Raw genomic sequence first — 18,304 nt, forward strand, 5'->3', positions numbered from 1 at the left:
ATAAACACATGACACAAAAAGACTTGGTAACACGCCAAGTCTTTTTGTTTAAATGATTGGAGACGGGATGCGTAGGTATTGGCAATATTGGCGACTGGGGTTGAATTTTCGTGAAGGCGCCTACCGGTTGGACTTTTGGTGGATTCGGGCCATTAATGTCGTCCTGGAACTCATGCTAGTAGCGATACCTGTCATCTTTTTTCAGTCATGGTATTGGGGATTTAAAAGTCTGGCGATATTTTATATTATCAAATTTGTGCCAGATAGAGCGTTACTGACACGCCGGCTAAGAGATACTGGTTTGGCACTTAATCAAATTAAGTTTGTGATCCTAAGTCCAACCTTATTGTGGGTTGGTGTACTGATTGTTGCGGCATTTAGGGTTGTTTTTTTGCTGCCGATTGTGGTATTGAGCTATTTTGGTTGGTTTGTATTGATGGTCTCTCGACGATCAGCGTATTGGACACCACAACTCAATCAAAAACAAAAACTGGCCTATGGTCTTGGTTTTGTTGGCCTGATTATAGTGACCATGATGTTAACCGGCTATCTGATGGTAGCGGGGCAAGCGACAATCAATCGTCTCCTTCAACCTGTTTTATCCGATCCGAAAACAGCTACATCAAAATCATCACCATCAAGTGCTGCGCACCATGACACAGCGGCAGTCGCGTCATCAGTACCTGAAAAACCAGTGACACGACAGGCTGATGATAAGCTGACAACGGCTTATCGGCAATTGCCGGCGATGACGATTGGGGATGTGAGTTTTGGTTTTATGACGGTGAATGGGCAATGGCAATAAGATCCCACAACCTTACAATGGTGGCAACTCGCGCAAAATATTGTGATTGATACCCGCGATCGTGGTCAGGGATTTGGGGTCGATACGGCGAGTTTTACCTTTAAAACTATCAGTAGCCAAAGTCACTTTCAATTAACTACCCAAGGTGATGTGTCTGGTACACGCTACGACGGGACTTACCAGTCACCAACTGCAACGCAACCAGACGCGATGAGTTATTTGGAGTGTCAGACGCCAGATCATCAATTGCACGCAGTGTATGTCATTGCGCCGACGATGGCATTATGTAATTTGGTCGTTAATCAAATCATACAATCATATCGTGGGTAGGGCTTGACGTTTTGTGCATGACAAGGCATAATAAGAGATAATAACGTTGGTAAACGATGAGATCATGTGGCGATGGTTGAGGGCATCAACGCTTCGAGTGTCTGCTTCGGCAGGAAATCAGGTGGAACCGCGCGCAAGCGTCCTGATGTCAATTGATTTTGGCATCGGGACGTTTTTTGTTTGGGTGCAGAAAGGACAGATTGTGATGACACCAGCAAGAGAATTTGAAGCTTATTTTGATGATCCCGATATCCCTGAACAACACTTGGCGCAGTTGCAACGCGTGCGTCAGTTTGTCCATGAGATTTATCCAGACATTACGGAACGAGTTGCCTATGCCATGCCAGGTTTTTATCCGGTGGAAGGGAAAAAAGCAACCGAAACACTGCTCTTTGTAATGGCACAAAAAAATTGGTTGGGCATCTACGCGTTGCCAGAATTTAATGAGACCTATCAAGATTTTTTAACTGCTGAGCACCTGCAAATGGGTAAAGGGTCAATTCAAGTCCCTTATGATTATCCAGCCGATAAATTACGCACATTGGTCGGAAAAATTATGCTGTATAATTTGAAACGATTTCATTTCAATGTGCCAGCCACCACGTTACAATTTGCCTAACTGGATGGTGCGAATAAGTAGCCGTCAGGGCGTCAAAAATAAGGAGTAAAACATGACAAATAAATTATCAATGCAAGATATTATTTTAACGTTGCAACAATACTGGGCGAAGCAAGGTGCAAACCTGATGCAAGCCTACGATAATGAAGTGGGGGCCGGTACCCAATCCCCTTACACATTCCTGCGCGCTAATGGACCAGAACCTTGGAACGCAGCTTATGTTCAACCTTCTCGCCGACCAGCCGATGGCCGTTATGGGGATAACCCCAACCGTTTGTTCCAACACCACCAATTCCAAGTGGTGATGAAGCCTAGTCCTGTTAATATCCAAGAGCTTTACTTGGGTTCATTGGAAGCCTTGGGTATTAAGCCACTAGAACATGATATTCGTTTCGTTGAAGACAATTGGGAAAACCCTTCAATGGGTGCGGCTGGTATTGGTTGGGAAGTTTGGCTTGACGGCATGGAAGTCACGCAATTTACGTATTTCCAACAAGTTGGTGGGATTGAAGTCGATTCTGTCACGGCTGAAGTAACGTATGGTTTGGAACGTTTGGCTTCTTATATTCAAGATGTCCCAACTGTTTATGATTTAGAATGGGGCAATGGTGTCCTTTATGGTGATATTTTCAAGGAACCTGAATTTGAACATTCAACTTACGCCTTTGAAGCGTCAGATCAAGACATGCTCTTGCGTCATTTTGACGAATATGAAGCCGAAGCGACACGTTTGTTGGGCCTTGGCTTAGTGCACCCAGCCTATGACTACATTTTGAAGTCATCACATACCTTTAATTTATTGGATGCCCGCGGCACTGTGTCTGTGACGGAGCGTGCAGGGTACCTTCACCGGATTCGAACAATGGCACGCCAAGTATCAAAGGTTTTCATCGAAGAACGGGCTAAGTTAGGCTTCCCTTTGTTGAAAGACGAAGCCTTGCGGGAAAAGTATCTGGGTGAAAATGGTAAATACACGGTGGATGAAACAGTCTAACGGATCGCAATAGACTTGACGGTTATTCGTCAGGTTGATGTGGGTTACAAACTAAAATTGGAGAAATCAAGATGTCAACATTTTTACTAGAAATTGGATTGGAAGAAGTGCCGGCGCATTTGGTCACCCCATCAGAAGCGCAACTGGTAACGCGGACAGCAGCCTTTTTAGCCGAACATCGCTTAGCTGTAGGGGAAATTAAGGCTTATTCAACGCCTCGTCGTTTGGCCGTACAATTATTGGATGTCGCTGCTGAATCAGAAACTTTGTCAGAAGAAAAGCGTGGGCCTTCAATTGACCGTGCAAAAGATGAACAAGGCAACTGGACAAAGGCGGCCCAAGGTTTTGCGCGCGGCCAAGGGGCAACGCCGGAAGACTTTGAAGAACGTGATGGCTATGTCTGGCTAACAAAGACAACGCCTGGTGTGCCAGCGGCAGAAATTTTAGCGCAAATTGGCGATGAAGTTGTCGCACAAATGAAGTTCTCAACGTACATGAAGTGGGCCAACAATGCCTTCTTATATGTGCGCCCAATTCGTTGGTTGGTCGCCTTATTGGATGACAAGGTGCTGGATTTCAGTATTTTAGATGTTCAAACAGACCGGATCACGCGGGGTCATCGTTTCTTGTCAGACGAACAAGTGACGATCCCAACGGCTGAGGATTATGTGGAAACGTTAAGAGCTGCGCATGTGTTGGTTGATGCCGACGAACGTCGCGCAACAATCAGCCAACAGTTGGCAGCCATTGCGCAAGAAAATGGCTGGGTGTTGCAACTTGATTCTGACAAGTCACAAGACTTATTGGAAGAAGTCAACAACATTGTGGAATGGCCAACGGCCTTTGCGGGTAGCTTTGATGAAAAGTATTTGGCCGTACCAGATGATGTGTTGATGACCTCAATGCGTGAACACCAACGTTTCTTTTATGTGACCGATCAATCAGGTCAACTCTTGCCACATTTCCTATCAGTTCGTAATGGGAATGATGAACATTTGCGTAACGTGATTGCTGGTAACGAAAAGGTGCTGGTGGCACGTTTGGAAGATGCTGAATTTTTCTATCATGAAGACCAACAAAAGACGATTGCAGATTATATGGCAAAAGTTGAAAAATTGGTGTTCCATGAAAAGATCGGGACAGTTTACGAACATATGCAACGTGTCGGCCTTTTGGCAGCTGAATTAGCGGATCGATTAGGTTTCGATGAGACAAAGAAAGCTGATTTGGCACGTGCAGCTGACATTTATAAGTTTGATTTGATGACGGGCATGGTCGGCGAGTTTGACGAATTGCAAGGTATTATGGGTGAACACTATGCGCAATTGTTCGGTGAAAATACTGCAGTTGCAACAGCCGTACGCGAACATTACATGCCAACGTCTGCTGCCGGTGAAGTAGCCCAATCAGATATTGGGGCTGTCTTAGCGATTGCTGATAAATTAGATACCTTGGTGACATTCTTTGCGGCCGATCTTGTCCCATCAGGGTCAAATGACCCTTATGGTTTGCGACGTGCAGCGACAGGGATTGTTCGTACGTTACAAGCCAAGCAGTGGCGAATTGCGTTAGCGCCATTGCTTGAAAGCTTTATTGCCAAAACAGGTGAGGTATCAAGTCATGCTGATACTGCCGCTATCCGTGCCTTTATTTTAGATCGTGTCCGCAAGTTAGCCCTTGATGCTGGCACGCGTCAAGATCTTGTGGCAGCCGGTACTGCTAATGTCGTGAACTTGGATGTTGTGTACGTGGCACAACGTGTACAAACACTGGCCCAACATGCTGATGATGCGAACTTCCGTGATGTCATTGCGTCATTGACACGTGTGTCACGCTTGGCTGTGAAGTATGACACGGATGCGACAGTTGATCCTGCTTTGTTTGAAAATGAAGCTGAAGTGGCGTTGTATGCGGCAACGCAATCAATTGATTTGCACACGCTAGTGATGGCGGGCAGTGAAGCTGTTTACCAAGCATTGGCCAACTTACAAGCCCCAATTGCGGCTTACTTTGACGAGACAATGGTCAATGTTGACGATGAAGCCGTTAAAAATAACCGCTATGCACAACTGCACTTAATTAACCGCTTGATTTCAGGATTGGGTGATTTAGAAAAAATCGTTATCAAGTAATTGAGCTGCCGCAATAGACTGAAGGATAGAGGCGACAATAACATGTTAAATATTGCTTATGTTGGTTTTGGTAAAAGTACAAATCGTTACCATTTACCGTATTTAAAGTTACGTTTGGATAAATTCCGCGTTGGTCGTGTTGTGACGCCAACACTTGGCAAACGGCCGGCTGATCAAGCTTACTGGGAAGCAACTGGGACGATTTTTTCAACCGATATACAAGATATTTTGGACGACGACACGATTGATTTAGTGGTGGTCGTCACGCCTTCTAGCAGTCATTTCGCTGTGACCAAGCAGTTATTAGCTGCAGGCAAGAACGTGCTCGTTGATAAGCCAATGGCAGCTAATCTCGCTGAGGCACAAACATTAGTCCAACTGGCACGTGAACAACAGTTGTTTTTGATGCCATACCAATCACGACGCTATGACAGTGATTTTTTAACCGTACAACATATTTTGAATCATGGTTATTTGGGACGTTTGGTGGAGTTGGAAGTGCACATGGACCATTATCGACCTTCAGACGGGGTGGTCTCAGGCCCTACGATTGATGGGTCACTCTTTGGTCACGGGGTCCATTTAGTCGATCAAGTGGTGAGTTTACTCGGGGCACCACAAGCTGCGACCTATGATTTACGAGCAACGCGTGAATTAGGGGCAGACGTCGATGATCAAATTGAAGTGAATTTATTCTATGAGGATGCCGTAAAAGCGACGGTACAAACCACCGAATTAGCGATGGTACAACACCCAAAGTGGCAATTACGTGGAACAAAAGGCACGTTTATCAAGTATAATGTTGATGAACAGGAAAATGATTTAAAAGCCGGCGTGATGCCAGGTACACCAGGATTTGGTCTTGATGCGCCACAAAATTATGGGCAACTGGTTTATGTGAATCAAAGCGGCGATCGCATTGAGAAGCAGATCCCAAGTATCCCAGGGGATTATGGGCGCATTTATGACAGTATCTTTGACACACTTACCCATGGCGCACCCAAATTGGTGAGCGATGAACAAATGTTAACGGTGATGACCATTTTGTCGGCGGCTGATTTTAATCATAGTCCGAGTGTCGTAAAATTTTAATCACGTCCTAACACATTAAGTTTGGCAATTTGCTAAACTTTTTTCATTTTGTCACCTAAAAATGATAGGACAACACATACTGGAGAAGAGATGACGAATAGAACAAAAGGCTTGCTGTTTGCAATCCTTGGGCCACTGTTGTGGGGAATTAATAGTGTCGTAGTTGACATGTTATTTGCGCAGGGCGTCAATGCGCGTTGGTTTGCCACCTTTCGATTGATAGTGGCAGGCGCGGTCTTGCTCGTTTGGGCCTACTTGAAACAGGGGAATCAAATTTTTGCGCCGTTTAAGCGCTGGCGAGATGCCGGCCATTTGTTAGTATTCTCGTTTTTGGGCATGTTATTTGTCCAATACACGTATATTATGGCGATTGAAGCGGGGAATGCCGCTACCGCAACGGTATTACAATTTACGAATCCAATTATGATTGCCATTTTCTTGGCGATTCGACATTGGCAACTACCAGCCCGACAAGATGTTATCGCCATTATTTTTGCAGTTGTCGGCACGATCTTAATTGCCACACATGGTCAAATTGGCACCCTGGCAATGTCGACCCCCGCATTAGTTTGGGGGTTGCTAGCTGGTGTTGGCGCAGTCTTTTATACGTTATTGCCGCATCAACTGATTACAAAATTTGGCGCAGTAACGGTGAGTGCCTGGGCGATGGCGATTAGTGGCATTGGGATTAATTTTGTGAATCCGGTTTGGGTTGACGCGCCAGATTGGCGTTTACCAGTCATTGGGCTGCTTAGCTTTTCAATTCTGATTGGGACAGCGTTTGCTTATGTCGTGTTTATTCAGAGCTTGGCTTGGATTAAACCAACGGTGGCCAGCACATTAGGTGCCCTGGAACCGTTGATGGGGACGATATTAAGCATCCTGATTTTCCATATCGCATTTGGCGTGGCGGACATGATTGGCTCAATCTTAATTATTAGCACCGTCTTTATTCAAGCGTTGCGTCGAACAATCTAAAAAGGTGTGTGGTGTTATGTTAGAAATAGCATGCCATCACGCTTTTTTTATCGGTTTCATGATAAAATGAATAGGATAGAATAATTGAAAGAAAGCGCGTTTTTCACGCAATATAAACATGACAGAAATTAATTTAGAACAACTTAAAAAGAGACAAAAACATATCCGTAATTTTTCCATTGTGGCACATATTGATCACGGGAAGTCGACGATTGCCGACCGTATTTTGGAACATACCCATACGGTGGCAGAACGTGACATGCAAAACCAATTGTTGGATACAATGGATTTGGAACGTGAACGTGGGATTACCATTAAGCTAAATGCCGTCGAAGTGCAGTATGATGCCAAAGATGGTGAAACTTATATTTTCCACTTGATTGACACACCTGGTCACGTTGACTTTTCTTATGAAGTGTCACGTTCTTTGGCTGCCGCCGAAGGGGCCATTTTAGTCGTTGATGCCTCACAAGGCGTGGAAGCACAAACGTTAGCCAATGTTTATTTGGCCTTAGATAACGGCTTGGAAATTTTGCCGGTCATTAATAAAATTGATCTCCCAGCCGCTGATCCGGAAAAGGTTCGTGCTGAGATTGAAGATGTGATTGGGATTGATGCTTCAGAAGCCGTGTTAGCTTCTGCTAAAAAAGGGATTGGCATTCCAGAATTGCTGGAAAAGATTGTTACGGATTTGCCTGCACCAACAGGGGATTTGGAAGCACCATTACGGGCCTTGATTTTTGACTCGGCTTATGACCCATACCGTGGTGTTGTGGTCAACATGCGTGTGCGTGAAGGGATTGTGAAGCCTGGTGATAAAATTCGCATGATGAACACTGGTGCCGAGTATGAAGTCAATGAAGTCGGCGTGATGTCACCAAATGCGCAAAAGCGTGATTATTTGATGGCTGGTGATGTTGGTTATTTGACGGCTTCTATCAAAGACATTCATACGACGCATTCTGGTGATACGATTACCAGTGTGGCGAATCCTGCCTCTGAACCGTTGGCCGGTTATAAGCCGATGACACCAATGGTTTATTCAGGACTATACCCATCTGATAATGCCAAATATACGGATTTGCGTGATGCGTTAGAAAAGTTGCAGTTAAACGACGCGGCGTTGACATTTGAACCGGAAACATCACAAGCCTTGGGCTTTGGTTACCGTGTTGGGTTCCTCGGGTTGTTGCACATGGATGTGATTCAGGAACGACTAGAACGTGAATTTGATTTGGATCTTGTGACGACAGCACCTTCGGTTACTTACCGTGTGTTGACCAACGATGGCGAAGAATTAGAAATTGAAAACCCATCAGAAATGCCGGAGCCATCTAAGGTAAAGGCGATTGAAGAGCCCTATGTTGATGCCCAAATTATGGTCCCCAATGAATATGTCGGCGCCGTCATGGAATTGGCACAACGTAAGCGTGGTGAATTTGAAACGATGGAATATTTGGATGCGTCACGTGTTAATGTCAAATATAAGATGCCGTTGTCAGAAATTATTTTCAATTTCTTTGACAAATTAAAATCAAGTACACGTGGCTATGCCTCACTAGATTATGAAATTTCTGGTTATCGCCCATCTGACTTGGTCAAGATTGATATTTTGTTGAATTCTGAAAAGGTCGATGCGTTGAGTTTCATTGTGCATCGTGATTTTGCTGCTGAACGTGGTCGTATTATCACGTCAAAGTTGAAAGAAATTATTCCACGACAAAACTTCGAAATTCCCGTACAAGCAGCGATTGGCGCAAAGATTTTGGCACGAACGAATATTAAGGCCTACCGTAAGGACGTGACGGCCAAGATTCATACAGGTGATCCTGATCGTCGTGCTAAATTGTTGGATAAGCAAAAGCGTGGTAAGGCACGTATGAAGTCCGTTGGGACAGTCGACGTCCCACAAGAAGCCTTTATGGCAGTGTTGAAGACGGAGGATGATACACAATATGCCCGAGGAAACTAAGGATTACCCAAAATCACGGATGGCCAAATATTGGGGTGGGGCACAAAAGACATTTGTGCAACGTTACCGTGTGATCATTGTGACGGTTTCAGTCTTGGTGATGCTTGGCGTTGTTGGTTTTGCCATCGCACGGATTGGTTTTAACTATGATGGTGTCAGTCAGGCAACGCGCCAAAAGTTAGCCAAAAAAGAAGCAACAACCGCGTTATCATTTGGTTTAACAGGGCAGGCATCTGCGCCAAATGTGAAAGATGTGGTGCATTTAACCCCGGCCGCTTGGCAAAAGGAAATTACGACGAGTATCCAACAAGCGCTTAATCATGGGGATGCTGTGGCTGACCAAGTGGACTTTGATGGGAAAACCTATCACAAATCAGAAGTGATGGCAGCGTTATCACGCCATTATTTGGCAACGCTACAACACGATCGCCACTACCGCATTAATCAGATTACTTTTGATCGTTACCATAATGCGACCGTGTCTTATACGGTTGTGCCAATTGATCTTCCAGCGGCACAAAAGAAAGTACGAGATTACGTCGATGGCGAATTGAATAAAAAGGCTGATGACGTGCACAAATTATCTGAGCCACAGCTCAGACTCGTTGCTTATGCCATGGTGTCGGATAATTGGCAAAATGTGTTACAAAATCAGTTGCCAACAGCTAAGCCAATTCAAGCTAAAATGACCTTACTTTATACCGGCCGCTGGTTACATGGCGACTACCAAGTATCAAAGGAAACACTCAATAATATTTTAAATACGGGATTAGCAGAATAGGAGTCTTAAATGTCATTACTTGATACTTTCAAACAATTATGGCCTTTTGGGCAAGATAAGATGTGGGCGGTTGGTTTTGACCAAGCCTTACCAGTTGAAGATCCTAATGTATTTCTGGCTAAAAAGGTCGCCCGACCACGACCAGCAGCGCATGAATTGTTGGTTAAAGTCGCTGCCAGTGGTCTCAATCCAGTTGACAGTAAGATGCGCCAAAGTTATCAAGACACTGGGGTTTTTCGCATTCTTGGTTTTGATGCAATGGGTGAAGTGGTCGCAACTGGCGCTGAAGTATCAAATTTTGCTGTTGGGGATAAAGTTTATTATACTGGTTCGCAACGGCAACAAGGTGCGCATGCGGATTATCAAGTTGTCGATGCCCGTTTAGTGGGACATGCGCCCCGTGCTTTGACGCCAGCTGAAGCCGCTGCGGTGCCTTTAACAGCGATTACAGCAGTGGAAATTTTACACGATGCTTTTGGATACGATATAACAGCCGAAACCGCTGCCGGCAAGAGTATCTTAATTTTAAATGGTGCTGGTGGTGTCGGTTCGATGCTCATTCAACTGGCAAAATATTTAGGTATGACGGTGATTACGACTGCTTCGCGCTTAGAATCAGTAGAATGGGTGAAGCAACTAGGCGCTGATTATATCTTAGATTATCAGCAAGATATCAAAGCGCAATTGATCAAAATTCAACATGAACAAGTCGATAATATTGCGATTTTGCAAGATACCAATACGTATTGGCCATTGGTCTTGACAACAATTCGCCCATTTGGTCGCATTGCCAGCATCGTTGAAACAACTGGACCAATTGATATGGGGCCATTGAAAAATATTGGGGCCCAATTTAGCTGGATCTTTATGTTTGCCAAGGGCAACTATGGTGTCGATATGGCATCACAAGGTGAGGCTTTGAATACGGTCGCCAACTTAATTGATCAACATATCATACAATCGACACTCACGACAACATTTGAGGGCCTAACCGTTGAAAATCTGCGCCAAGCAACAGCCATGGTTGAAGCTGGCCACATGATTGGTAAAGCGGTGATTAGACATGAGGACATAGGATGAACTGGCAAGCAGTGCAAATTACAACACAACCTGAAGCAATCGAAGCGGTATCAGATATTTTGTTACGGGTTGGCGCGGAAGGTGTTCAAATTGAAGACAAGGCTGAGGTACAAGTCATTGCCTATTTTGCTGATGATGAGCAATTCCCCAAAGTCTTAGCTGCCATTCGTGCAGACCTAGATGAATTGGCGCATTTTGGAATCCAGGCGGCACCGGCTACAATGACTGTGAACGGGATTGCCCAGTCTGATTGGGAAAATAATTGGAAACAATACTATCATGCGCAACGAATTACACGACATTTGACAGTTGTGCCATCTTGGGAGCCGTTTGAACCACAGCAGGCTGATGAAAAACCAATCGTGATGGATCCCAAACTAGCTTTTGGGACTGGCACACATGAGACAACGCAGTTGATGATGCAAGCCCTTGAAACAGTTGTACGTGGTGGTGAGTCGATGATTGATGTGGGAACGGGGTCCGGTGTTTTGGCCGTTGCGGCCAGACAATTAGGCGTTGGCCCAATTTTAGCCACGGATATTGACGATATGGCAGTGGCTGTAGCGAAAGAAAACTTGGCGTTAAACCCAGTAGCCGCAGATATTCCTGTCGTAGCCAGCGATTTATTAGCGGACGTGACCGTTGCGCCAGTTGATTTAATTGTTGCTAATATTTTGGCCGATGTCATTGCGCGTCTCATTCCACAAACAATCCCACTCCTGAAGCCAAACGGTTATTTCTTGGTATCTGGGATCTATGACGCGATTGCCCCAGAAATTGAACAGCAACTGGTATCACATGGCTATCATGTGGTGCAAAAAGCACAGATGGGTGAATGGCATAGTTATATTGCAAAACGAGAGGAAACGGAGTAATGCAACGTTATTTTCTTAAGCAACCAATCGCTGATGACATTGTCCTCACAGATGAGCAAGATGTTTTTAAGCATTTTGGTAAAGTGTTGCGTGCACGCGTCGGCTCGCAAGCAGAGTTTGTCAGTCAAGATCAAGAGGTGGTCGTTGGTGAAGTCGTAGCGATTACACCAACGGAGATGACCCTAAAAGTGGTCTCGCGGTTAACGGAAAATGTAGAATTGCCAGTTCAGGTCACGGTAATCGTGTCGCCGTTAAAAAATGATCGGTCTGATTGGTTTGTTCAAAAAGCCACGGAACTTGGTGTGCATCGCATTATTTTTACAACGATGACACGCACAGTGGCTGATTGGCGGAAACAACAGCTTAAAAAAGCGATGCGTTTAGAAAAAATTGCGCAAGCAGCAACAGAACAGTCGCATCGTTTGATGATTCCGACCATTGATTTTTTATCGTGGTCAGAAGTCTTGTCGTTACCCAAGCAAGCTGGGATAGTCGCTTGGGAAGAATCTGCGCGCGAGGGCGAAGTGGGGACGCTTGTTCAAGTCGTCAAGCCCTTACCAGCGGGGGCGACACTGGCCCTGGTGTTTGGGCCTGAAGGCGGCCTCACAGCTGATGAAGTGGCGGCCTTAAGTACACATGGGTTTAAACCAGCAGGGCTAGGGCCACGCATTTTACGTGCCGAAACGGCACCATTGTATGCCTTATCGGCAATTAGTGTTTTAAAAGAATTAAATTAATTTTTTGCCACAAAACATAACATTGGGCTACTATATTAACGTACGCTGTAATATAATCAGATAAGATAGAATTGTTATTAAAGGTGGTCACGGATGAAAAAGACGTTTAAAAAATATTATGGTTATCAATGGTTGGCTGCGATTATATTTGGCTGGGGCCTACCTTTCTTGGGTGAACTAGCAGGTTGGACGAGTTTGCATAAGGTGATCTTTATTTATATCATCCTTAATAGTGCTTACATGTTGTATCTCGGTTATGATGTTCGCCGCCATGGTTATTCACCCGTCACATTATTATTAATGCCAATCATTTTTGCATTAGTTGCGACACTTTGGTTAGGTTTAGTGTCGATATCATACGGCTTTTATTTCAGTTTATTATACGTTGTCTTAAGCCTCTTTACTTTTTTGGGTGATACACGAGATGATCCAGATGAAAATTTGATTCCAATTGAAAATGGTTTTCATGATTTGAATTCTGGTGAGTCCGAAACGTTCCAAATACCGGTTGAAGGTGGCTTTAAATCGTAATATCAACCCAGATTAGTCAGGGATTGTGTTGGAATAAAGTTATGAAAAAGCGCGACCTTTCGCGCTTTTTCTGTTATAGTTATAACAGGTATTTTTACAGAACTGTGTTTGGTGATTGAGATAAAACAACCTGAACATAGCGATAATGGAGGAAATTTAATTGATCACAGTATCAGACATGAGCTTCAGCTTTGCTGGGCCTAAATTATATCAAGATGTTAACTTAAAGTTGACGCCTGGCAATACTTACGGTATTATCGGTGCCAATGGTGCCGGCAAGTCAACTTTTTTGAAGTTATTACAAGGTGAATTGCAACCAACAGAAGGTGTGATTGCGATTGGTGAAGGTGAACGGATGTCATCTTTGCAACAAGATCACTTTGCTTTTGATGAATTTACCGTGTTGGACACAGTGATTCAAGGGCATAAGCGTTTGTATGAAGTCAAGACGGAAATGGATGCCATTTATGCCAAGCCGGATTTCAATGATGAAGACGGTGTCCGCGTTGCGGATTTGGGTGCCGAATTCGAAGAACTTGATGGTTGGAACGCAGAAGTTGAAGCCGGTCAATTGTTGAGCAAGTTAGGCATTCCTGACGATATGCAATATACGTTGATGGGTGAACTGACTGAAAATGATAAAGTGAAGGTGTTGTTGGCGCAAGCTTTGTTTGGTAATCCTGATATTTTGGTGCTTGATGAACCAACCAACGGTCTGGATGTGCAGACAATTAACTGGTTAGAAGATTTCTTGGCTGATTTCCCGAACCTAGTGATTGTGGTATCCCACGATCGTCACTTCCTAAACGCCGTGTCAACCAACATCTTGGATGTTGACTTTGGTAAGATTACACCATTCGTCGGTAACTACGATTTCTGGCGTGAATCTTCTGAATTGGCGCAACGTTTGGCTTCTCAGCAAAATGCTAAGAAGGAAGAACAAATTAAGCAATTGCAAGAATTCGTGGCCCGTTTCTCAGCCAATGCTTCTAAGTCAAAGCAAGCCACTGCTCGTAAGAAGCAATTGGAAAAGATTACACTGGATGATATCAAGCCATCATCACGTAAGTATCCATTCATTAATTTCCCAATGAACCGTGAATTGGGTAACGACATGATCCGTGTTGAAAATGTCTCTAAGACAATTGATGGGGAAAAAGTGCTCGATAATATTTCATTTATCGGTCGTCCTGGCGATAAAATTGCGATCTTGTCACGTTCTGATTTGGCAACGACAACCCTGATGCAAATTATTGCCGGCACGCTTGAACCAGACACTGGGTCAGTGACTTGGGGTGTGACAACCTCACAATCTTATATTGCCAAAGATTTGAATGATAACTTTGACGATCAAGAAGCAACGATTTTGGATTGGTTGCGTGATTTTGCGGAAGAAGATCAAAAGGACAATACAAGTCTTCGTGGTATGTTGGGACAAATGTTGTTCCGCGGCGACGATTCTTTGAAGCAAATCAAAGTTCTTTCTGGTGGTGAGAAGGTGCGTATTACCTTGGCTAAGATGATGTTATTGAAGGCAAACGTCTTGCTCATGGATGACCCAACGAACCACTTGGATTTGGAATCAATTCAATCATTAAACGATGCCGTGGTGAACTTTAAGGGTGGCATTATTATGACTTCTCACGATCACGAGTTCTTGGCAACGACCGCCAACCACGTGATTGAAGTTTCAGCCAAAGGTGCTGTGGACCGTGTGGATACAACGTATGATGAATTTATTTCAACACCAAGTATCCAAGAAAAGGTCAAGGAACTTTATTAAGCTGTGTGTTTAACCCATATATCGTAAAAAAGGCGTCTGAGGACGCTTTTTTGCGTCAACGCACATGATCAAAGGAAAGACAATAACCATGACAATAGGGATTGATAAAATCGGATTTTACACACCAAATTATGTGTTAGATCTTACTGAACTCGCGCAAGCACGTGGGGATGAACCAGAAAAATATACGATTGGTATCGGCCAATCGCAACAAGCTGTCGTACCCAACTATGAAGACGTCGTGACGATGGGCGTTAATGCTGCCCAAAGTATTTTAACGGATGACGACCGTGCAGCGATTGACATGGTCATTTTTGCCACGGAATCAGGGATTGATAATTCCAAATCAGCTGCCGTTTACGCTCAAAAATTGTTAAATTTATCAGAATTTTCGCGTACTATTGAGTTAAAGCAGGCTTGCTATGCGGGAACATTTGGTTTAATGCAGGCGCGCGACTACGTGACCTTGCATCCAGAAAAGCGGGTTTTGGTGATTGCGGCCGATATTGCCCGTTATGGTTTGGGAACACCAGGTGAAGTCACACAAGGGGCCGGTGCCATTGCCATGGTTGTGGCGAGTGAACCGAAAATTTTAGCGATTAATTCAGATTCTGTTTATATGAGTCGAGATGTCGCTGATTTCTGGCGACCGGTTGATCGGGAAGAAGCGTTAGTTGACGGGCATCTCTCAACTGCTGTTTATAAAGAGATGTTTTTGACACTTTGGCAACGTTATCAAAAGCAAACGCAACATGTCCTAGATGATTTTGCTGGTTTTGCGTTCCATTTACCTTATACAAAAATGGGGAAGAAGGCGTTGGATCAAATTATGGCCGAAGCGTCACCTGCCCAGCAAACCCGTTTGGCTGAGCATTTAACTGCTAGTCAAGTCTATAGTCGTCAGGTGGGAAATTTATATACTGGATCAGTTTATTTGAGTTTGCTATCCCTTTTAAGTCAGGCAACGGATTTAGTGGCTGGGGAAGATATTGCTGTCTTTAGTTATGGTTCTGGCGCTGAAGCTGAATTATATTCAGTGACCTTACAAGATAACTTTGCTGACTATGTGCCAAACACTATGACGGATACCTTATTGGCAAATCGTCATCAAGTCAGTGTGGTTGAATATGAGGCCATGTTCACCTCACACTTGTATAATTCGCATGTTGACGCGAAAACCCAAGCCCGCGATGATGCCAAAACGGTACAATTTTTAGGTTGGCAAGCCGGCGAACGGTTGTATCGTTAGTCGCAAATCGCATTCAGTTAATGACAAGGGCGCGGGTCTTATTGTATAATACCTAAAATAACTTTTTTAAAGAGGGAAAATCGTGGCAAAAGCAGTTGTAACCGTAGTTGGAAAAGATAAGCCAGGCATTATTGCCAGCGTAGCACAAACTTTAGCAGCACATGATGTGAATATTTTAGATGTCTCACAAACGATCATGTCTGATATTTTCACAATGAGCATGTTGGTGAATCTTGAACAACTAGATGAAACCTTTAATGGCTTACAAGATGATTTGAATGTTCTGGGGCAACAGTTAAATGTTGAAATTCATACCCAACGTGAAGAAATTTTTGATGCGATGCGTCGTGTTTAAAGTTTGACGTTAGGGATTATTTTGATGTGCCATTGCTGTTGACCAATGGCCAAAAATTTGGGAGAAGTCATGGAAACCACGCAAATTATAGAAACAATCAACATGGTTGCCGAAGAGCATTTGGATATTCGTACTGTAACAATGGGTATTTCACTGCTTGATACAATTGCTGGCACACCGGCAGATACGGCAAAAAATATTTATGATAAAATTACGACTTACGCCAAGGATTTAGTGGCGGTCGCGCAACAAATCGAACGTGAATTCGGAATTCCAATTACCAACAAGCGCATTAGTGTGACACCAATTGCTTTAATTGCTGGGAAGGCGACACCAGATGAGATGTTGTTATACGCGCATGCCTTGGATGATGCGGCTAAAACCGTTGGGGTCGACTTTATTGGCGGCTATTCAGCGCTTGTACAAAAGGGGTTTGCCAATGGTGACCTAGCTTTGATCAAATCATTACCCCGCGCCTTGACTGAAACAGACTTGGTCATGTCAAGTGTGAATATTGGCTCATCCAAAGCAGGCATTAACTTGGATGCGGTGAAGTTAATGGGTGAAACGATCAAAGCCATTACGGATAAGTCAGACACAGCCAATGCGAAGTTAGTCGTATTTGCCAATGCCGTGGAAGATAATCCGTTTATGGCAGGGGCTTTCCATGGCGTGACGGAAGCCGATGTGGTGATTAGTGTCGGTGTTTCTGGCCCTGGTGTCGTGAAGCGTGCACTTGAAAAGGTGAAGGGCCAACCAATTCAAATTGTTGCGGAATCGGTTAAAAAGACTGCCTTTAAGATTACACGTGTCGGCCAAATGGTAGGGGCGTTAGCAGCCGAACGGTTGGGCGTTGAATTTGGCATTGTGGATTTGAGTCTAGCACCAACACCCGCTCGTGGTGATTCAGTGGCAGAAGTCTTGGAAGAAATCGGCTTAGAAATGGTCGGGACTCATGGGACAACGGCGGCTTTGATGTTGCTCAATGATGCGGTAAAAAAGGGTGGAGTGATGGCGTCACAACGTGTTGGTGGCTTATCAGGGGCCTTTATTCCAGTTTCTGAAGATGCGGGCATGATTGATGCGGTTAAGGCTGGTATTTTGTCATTGGCCAAGCTTGAGGCGATGACATCCGTCTGCTCAGTTGGGTTGGACATGATTGCCGTACCGGGTGATACACCAGCAACAACGATTGCGGCTATGATCGCTGATGAAGCAGCGATCGGTGTGCAAAACAACAAGACAACCGCAGTGCGTGTGTTACCAACCAACGGGACTAAAGTTGGAGATATGGTAGATTATGGTGGCTTACTGGGGACAGCGCCAGTGATGCCAGTTGTACCGAAGTCAAGTGCTAATTTTATTAATCGTGGTGGGCACATTCCAGCCCCAATTCATTCCTTTAAGAATTAAAAAGCAACGCCCATCTGGGCGTTGCTTTTTAGTTACTGCGTTGTTGTGTATTGGGACTCGTGATTTGTGTGGTATGATTGCTCTTAGCTTGCGCAAACATAATCACTGTATAAACTAGCAAAACCATAATCACCAGCACCGCGATCACGCGAGCGGGGTGTTGCCATAAAACCCGATACCAGTGTTGACGGGTAGGTTGTGTCAAATTATCCGCTTGATTTTCGGTCATTTCAGCTGTTAGTGCGTAGGCAAAGCTTTCGGCATCAACTGCTTTAGGTGCGGCTTCATAAGATACAGTTGAGACGGCGTGAGAATCCGTCTTAGATCGTGGGTGCTTGGGTGCGTGTTGTGCATCACGGTTTGTCAAAATATTTTTACGGAAAGCCGCAATCCCTTGCTGAAGCTGATGTTGCATCGTGTTGATGGCATCACGTAATTGTTCAAGTGGTGTTTGTATTGGAATTTTCATAAGGATACTCCCTGACGTCTACTCATATTTTTCAATCAGGCAGATTGTAAAATTTAAGTTGAACATTTAAGTGGACAGAAAAACCCATCAAGGTCTTTAATGGTGTTAC

At 44.4% G+C, this 18,304-nt stretch carries 18 protein-coding genes; 17 read left to right on the plus strand and 1 reads right to left on the minus strand.

Going from position 1 to position 18,304, the window contains the following annotated elements:
• The first annotated feature begins 67 nt into the window (after nt 1-67).
• From IE039_RS05000 to IE039_RS05080, 17 genes are all read left to right on the plus strand, one after another.
• Nucleotides 68-805 carry a DUF805 domain-containing protein gene (locus IE039_RS05000; RefSeq protein WP_189428836.1) on the plus strand — a complete coding sequence of 246 codons (738 nt, stop codon included), beginning with the start codon at nt 68-70 and terminating at the stop codon, nt 803-805.
• A gap of 42 nt (nt 806-847) precedes the next feature.
• Entirely contained in the window at nt 848-1,135 is a 288-nt protein-coding gene (locus IE039_RS05005; RefSeq protein WP_189428837.1) for a hypothetical protein, read from the plus strand.
• A 145-nt stretch (nt 1,136-1,280) separates the two neighbouring features.
• The gene (locus IE039_RS05010; RefSeq protein WP_010002245.1) at nt 1,281-1,754 is read left to right on the plus strand and encodes an iron chaperone; all 474 of its coding nucleotides are present in this window, start codon (nt 1,281-1,283) and stop codon (nt 1,752-1,754) included.
• Nucleotides 1,755-1,806: 52 nt separating this feature from the next.
• Nucleotides 1,807-2,748, plus strand: a complete 942-nt coding sequence (gene glyQ, locus IE039_RS05015) for a glycine--tRNA ligase subunit alpha (RefSeq protein ID WP_010000918.1) — start codon at nt 1,807-1,809, stop codon at nt 2,746-2,748.
• A gap of 71 nt (nt 2,749-2,819) precedes the next feature.
• Nucleotides 2,820-4,880, plus strand: a complete 2,061-nt coding sequence (glyS, locus tag IE039_RS05020; protein WP_010002243.1) for a glycine--tRNA ligase subunit beta — start codon at nt 2,820-2,822, stop codon at nt 4,878-4,880.
• A gap of 42 nt (nt 4,881-4,922) precedes the next feature.
• Nucleotides 4,923-5,972, plus strand: coding sequence for a Gfo/Idh/MocA family oxidoreductase (locus IE039_RS05025; protein WP_010002242.1), 1,050 nt, complete (start codon nt 4,923-4,925; stop codon nt 5,970-5,972).
• Between the two features lie 90 nt (nt 5,973-6,062).
• Complete coding sequence (locus tag IE039_RS05030) at nt 6,063-6,950, plus strand: DMT family transporter (protein WP_146977236.1); 888 nt, start codon at nt 6,063-6,065, stop codon at nt 6,948-6,950.
• A gap of 118 nt (nt 6,951-7,068) precedes the next feature.
• On the plus strand, nt 7,069-8,922 hold the full coding sequence (gene lepA / locus IE039_RS05035; RefSeq protein WP_029509854.1) for a translation elongation factor 4: 1,854 nt from the start codon (nt 7,069-7,071) through the stop codon (nt 8,920-8,922).
• Nucleotides 8,906-9,703 (plus strand): hypothetical protein, encoded by a 798-nt coding sequence (locus tag IE039_RS05040; protein ID WP_010005652.1) that lies wholly within the window; start codon nt 8,906-8,908, stop codon nt 9,701-9,703. The genes lepA and IE039_RS05040 overlap by 17 nt, the downstream gene beginning before the upstream one ends.
• 9 nt (nt 9,704-9,712) lie before the next feature.
• The gene (locus IE039_RS05045; RefSeq protein WP_010005654.1) at nt 9,713-10,783 is read left to right on the plus strand and encodes a zinc-binding alcohol dehydrogenase family protein; all 1,071 of its coding nucleotides are present in this window, start codon (nt 9,713-9,715) and stop codon (nt 10,781-10,783) included.
• The gene (prmA, locus tag IE039_RS05050) at nt 10,780-11,658 is read left to right on the plus strand and encodes a 50S ribosomal protein L11 methyltransferase (RefSeq protein WP_010005655.1); all 879 of its coding nucleotides are present in this window, start codon (nt 10,780-10,782) and stop codon (nt 11,656-11,658) included. Before IE039_RS05045 ends, prmA begins: the two co-directional genes overlap by 4 nt.
• Nucleotides 11,658-12,395, plus strand: a complete 738-nt coding sequence (locus IE039_RS05055; RefSeq protein WP_189428838.1) for an RsmE family RNA methyltransferase — start codon at nt 11,658-11,660, stop codon at nt 12,393-12,395. Before prmA ends, IE039_RS05055 begins: the two co-directional genes overlap by 1 nt.
• Before the next feature lie 93 nt (nt 12,396-12,488).
• A complete protein-coding gene (locus IE039_RS05060) occupies nt 12,489-12,926 on the plus strand; it encodes a hypothetical protein (RefSeq protein WP_010005656.1) in 438 nt (145 codons plus the stop codon).
• 160 nt (nt 12,927-13,086) lie between these two features.
• Entirely contained in the window at nt 13,087-14,709 is a 1,623-nt protein-coding gene (locus IE039_RS05065; protein WP_010005657.1) for an ABC-F family ATP-binding cassette domain-containing protein, read from the plus strand.
• Between the two features lie 88 nt (nt 14,710-14,797).
• Entirely contained in the window at nt 14,798-15,958 is a 1,161-nt protein-coding gene (locus IE039_RS05070; protein WP_189428839.1) for a hydroxymethylglutaryl-CoA synthase, read from the plus strand.
• 82 nt (nt 15,959-16,040) lie between these two features.
• Entirely contained in the window at nt 16,041-16,313 is a 273-nt protein-coding gene (locus IE039_RS05075; RefSeq protein WP_010000932.1) for an ACT domain-containing protein, read from the plus strand.
• Between the two features lie 69 nt (nt 16,314-16,382).
• Nucleotides 16,383-17,726, plus strand: coding sequence for a PFL family protein (locus tag IE039_RS05080; protein ID WP_189428840.1), 1,344 nt, complete (start codon nt 16,383-16,385; stop codon nt 17,724-17,726).
• A 28-nt stretch (nt 17,727-17,754) separates the two neighbouring features.
• Here IE039_RS05080 and IE039_RS05085 read toward each other — a convergent pair whose 3' ends face one another.
• Nucleotides 17,755-18,195: a hypothetical protein gene (locus IE039_RS05085; protein WP_189428841.1), complete on the minus strand. Its 441-nt coding sequence runs from the start codon at nt 18,193-18,195 to the stop codon at nt 17,755-17,757.
• Between the last annotated feature and the right edge of the window lie 109 nt (nt 18,196-18,304).

The organism is Leuconostoc lactis KCTC 3528 = DSM 20202 (assembly GCF_014651235.1).
GTDB classification, from domain to species: Bacteria; Bacillota; Bacilli; order Lactobacillales; family Lactobacillaceae; genus Leuconostoc; species Leuconostoc lactis.

What these genes read in the sequence shown, in the direction of transcription:
- IE039_RS05000 (WP_189428836.1), top strand. Translation starts at nt 68, where the DNA reads ATGCGTAGGTATTGGCAATATTGGCGACTGGGGTTGAATTTTCGTGAA.
- IE039_RS05010 (WP_010002245.1), top strand. Translation starts at nt 1,281, where the DNA reads ATGTCAATTGATTTTGGCATCGGGACGTTTTTTGTTTGGGTGCAGAAA.
- glyQ (WP_010000918.1), top strand. Translation starts at nt 1,807, where the DNA reads ATGACAAATAAATTATCAATGCAAGATATTATTTTAACGTTGCAACAA.
- glyS (WP_010002243.1), top strand. Translation starts at nt 2,820, where the DNA reads ATGTCAACATTTTTACTAGAAATTGGATTGGAAGAAGTGCCGGCGCAT.
- IE039_RS05025 (WP_010002242.1), top strand. Translation starts at nt 4,923, where the DNA reads ATGTTAAATATTGCTTATGTTGGTTTTGGTAAAAGTACAAATCGTTAC.
- IE039_RS05030 (WP_146977236.1), top strand. Translation starts at nt 6,063, where the DNA reads ATGACGAATAGAACAAAAGGCTTGCTGTTTGCAATCCTTGGGCCACTG.
- lepA (WP_029509854.1), top strand. Translation starts at nt 7,069, where the DNA reads ATGACAGAAATTAATTTAGAACAACTTAAAAAGAGACAAAAACATATC.
- IE039_RS05040 (WP_010005652.1), top strand. Translation starts at nt 8,906, where the DNA reads ATGCCCGAGGAAACTAAGGATTACCCAAAATCACGGATGGCCAAATAT.
- IE039_RS05045 (WP_010005654.1), top strand. Translation starts at nt 9,713, where the DNA reads ATGTCATTACTTGATACTTTCAAACAATTATGGCCTTTTGGGCAAGAT.
- prmA (WP_010005655.1), top strand. Translation starts at nt 10,780, where the DNA reads ATGAACTGGCAAGCAGTGCAAATTACAACACAACCTGAAGCAATCGAA.
- IE039_RS05055 (WP_189428838.1), top strand. Translation starts at nt 11,658, where the DNA reads ATGCAACGTTATTTTCTTAAGCAACCAATCGCTGATGACATTGTCCTC.
- IE039_RS05060 (WP_010005656.1), top strand. Translation starts at nt 12,489, where the DNA reads ATGAAAAAGACGTTTAAAAAATATTATGGTTATCAATGGTTGGCTGCG.
- IE039_RS05070 (WP_189428839.1), top strand. Translation starts at nt 14,798, where the DNA reads ATGACAATAGGGATTGATAAAATCGGATTTTACACACCAAATTATGTG.
- IE039_RS05080 (WP_189428840.1), top strand. Translation starts at nt 16,383, where the DNA reads ATGGAAACCACGCAAATTATAGAAACAATCAACATGGTTGCCGAAGAG.
- IE039_RS05085 (WP_189428841.1), bottom strand. Translation starts at nt 18,195, where the DNA reads ATGAAAATTCCAATACAAACACCACTTGAACAATTACGTGATGCCATC.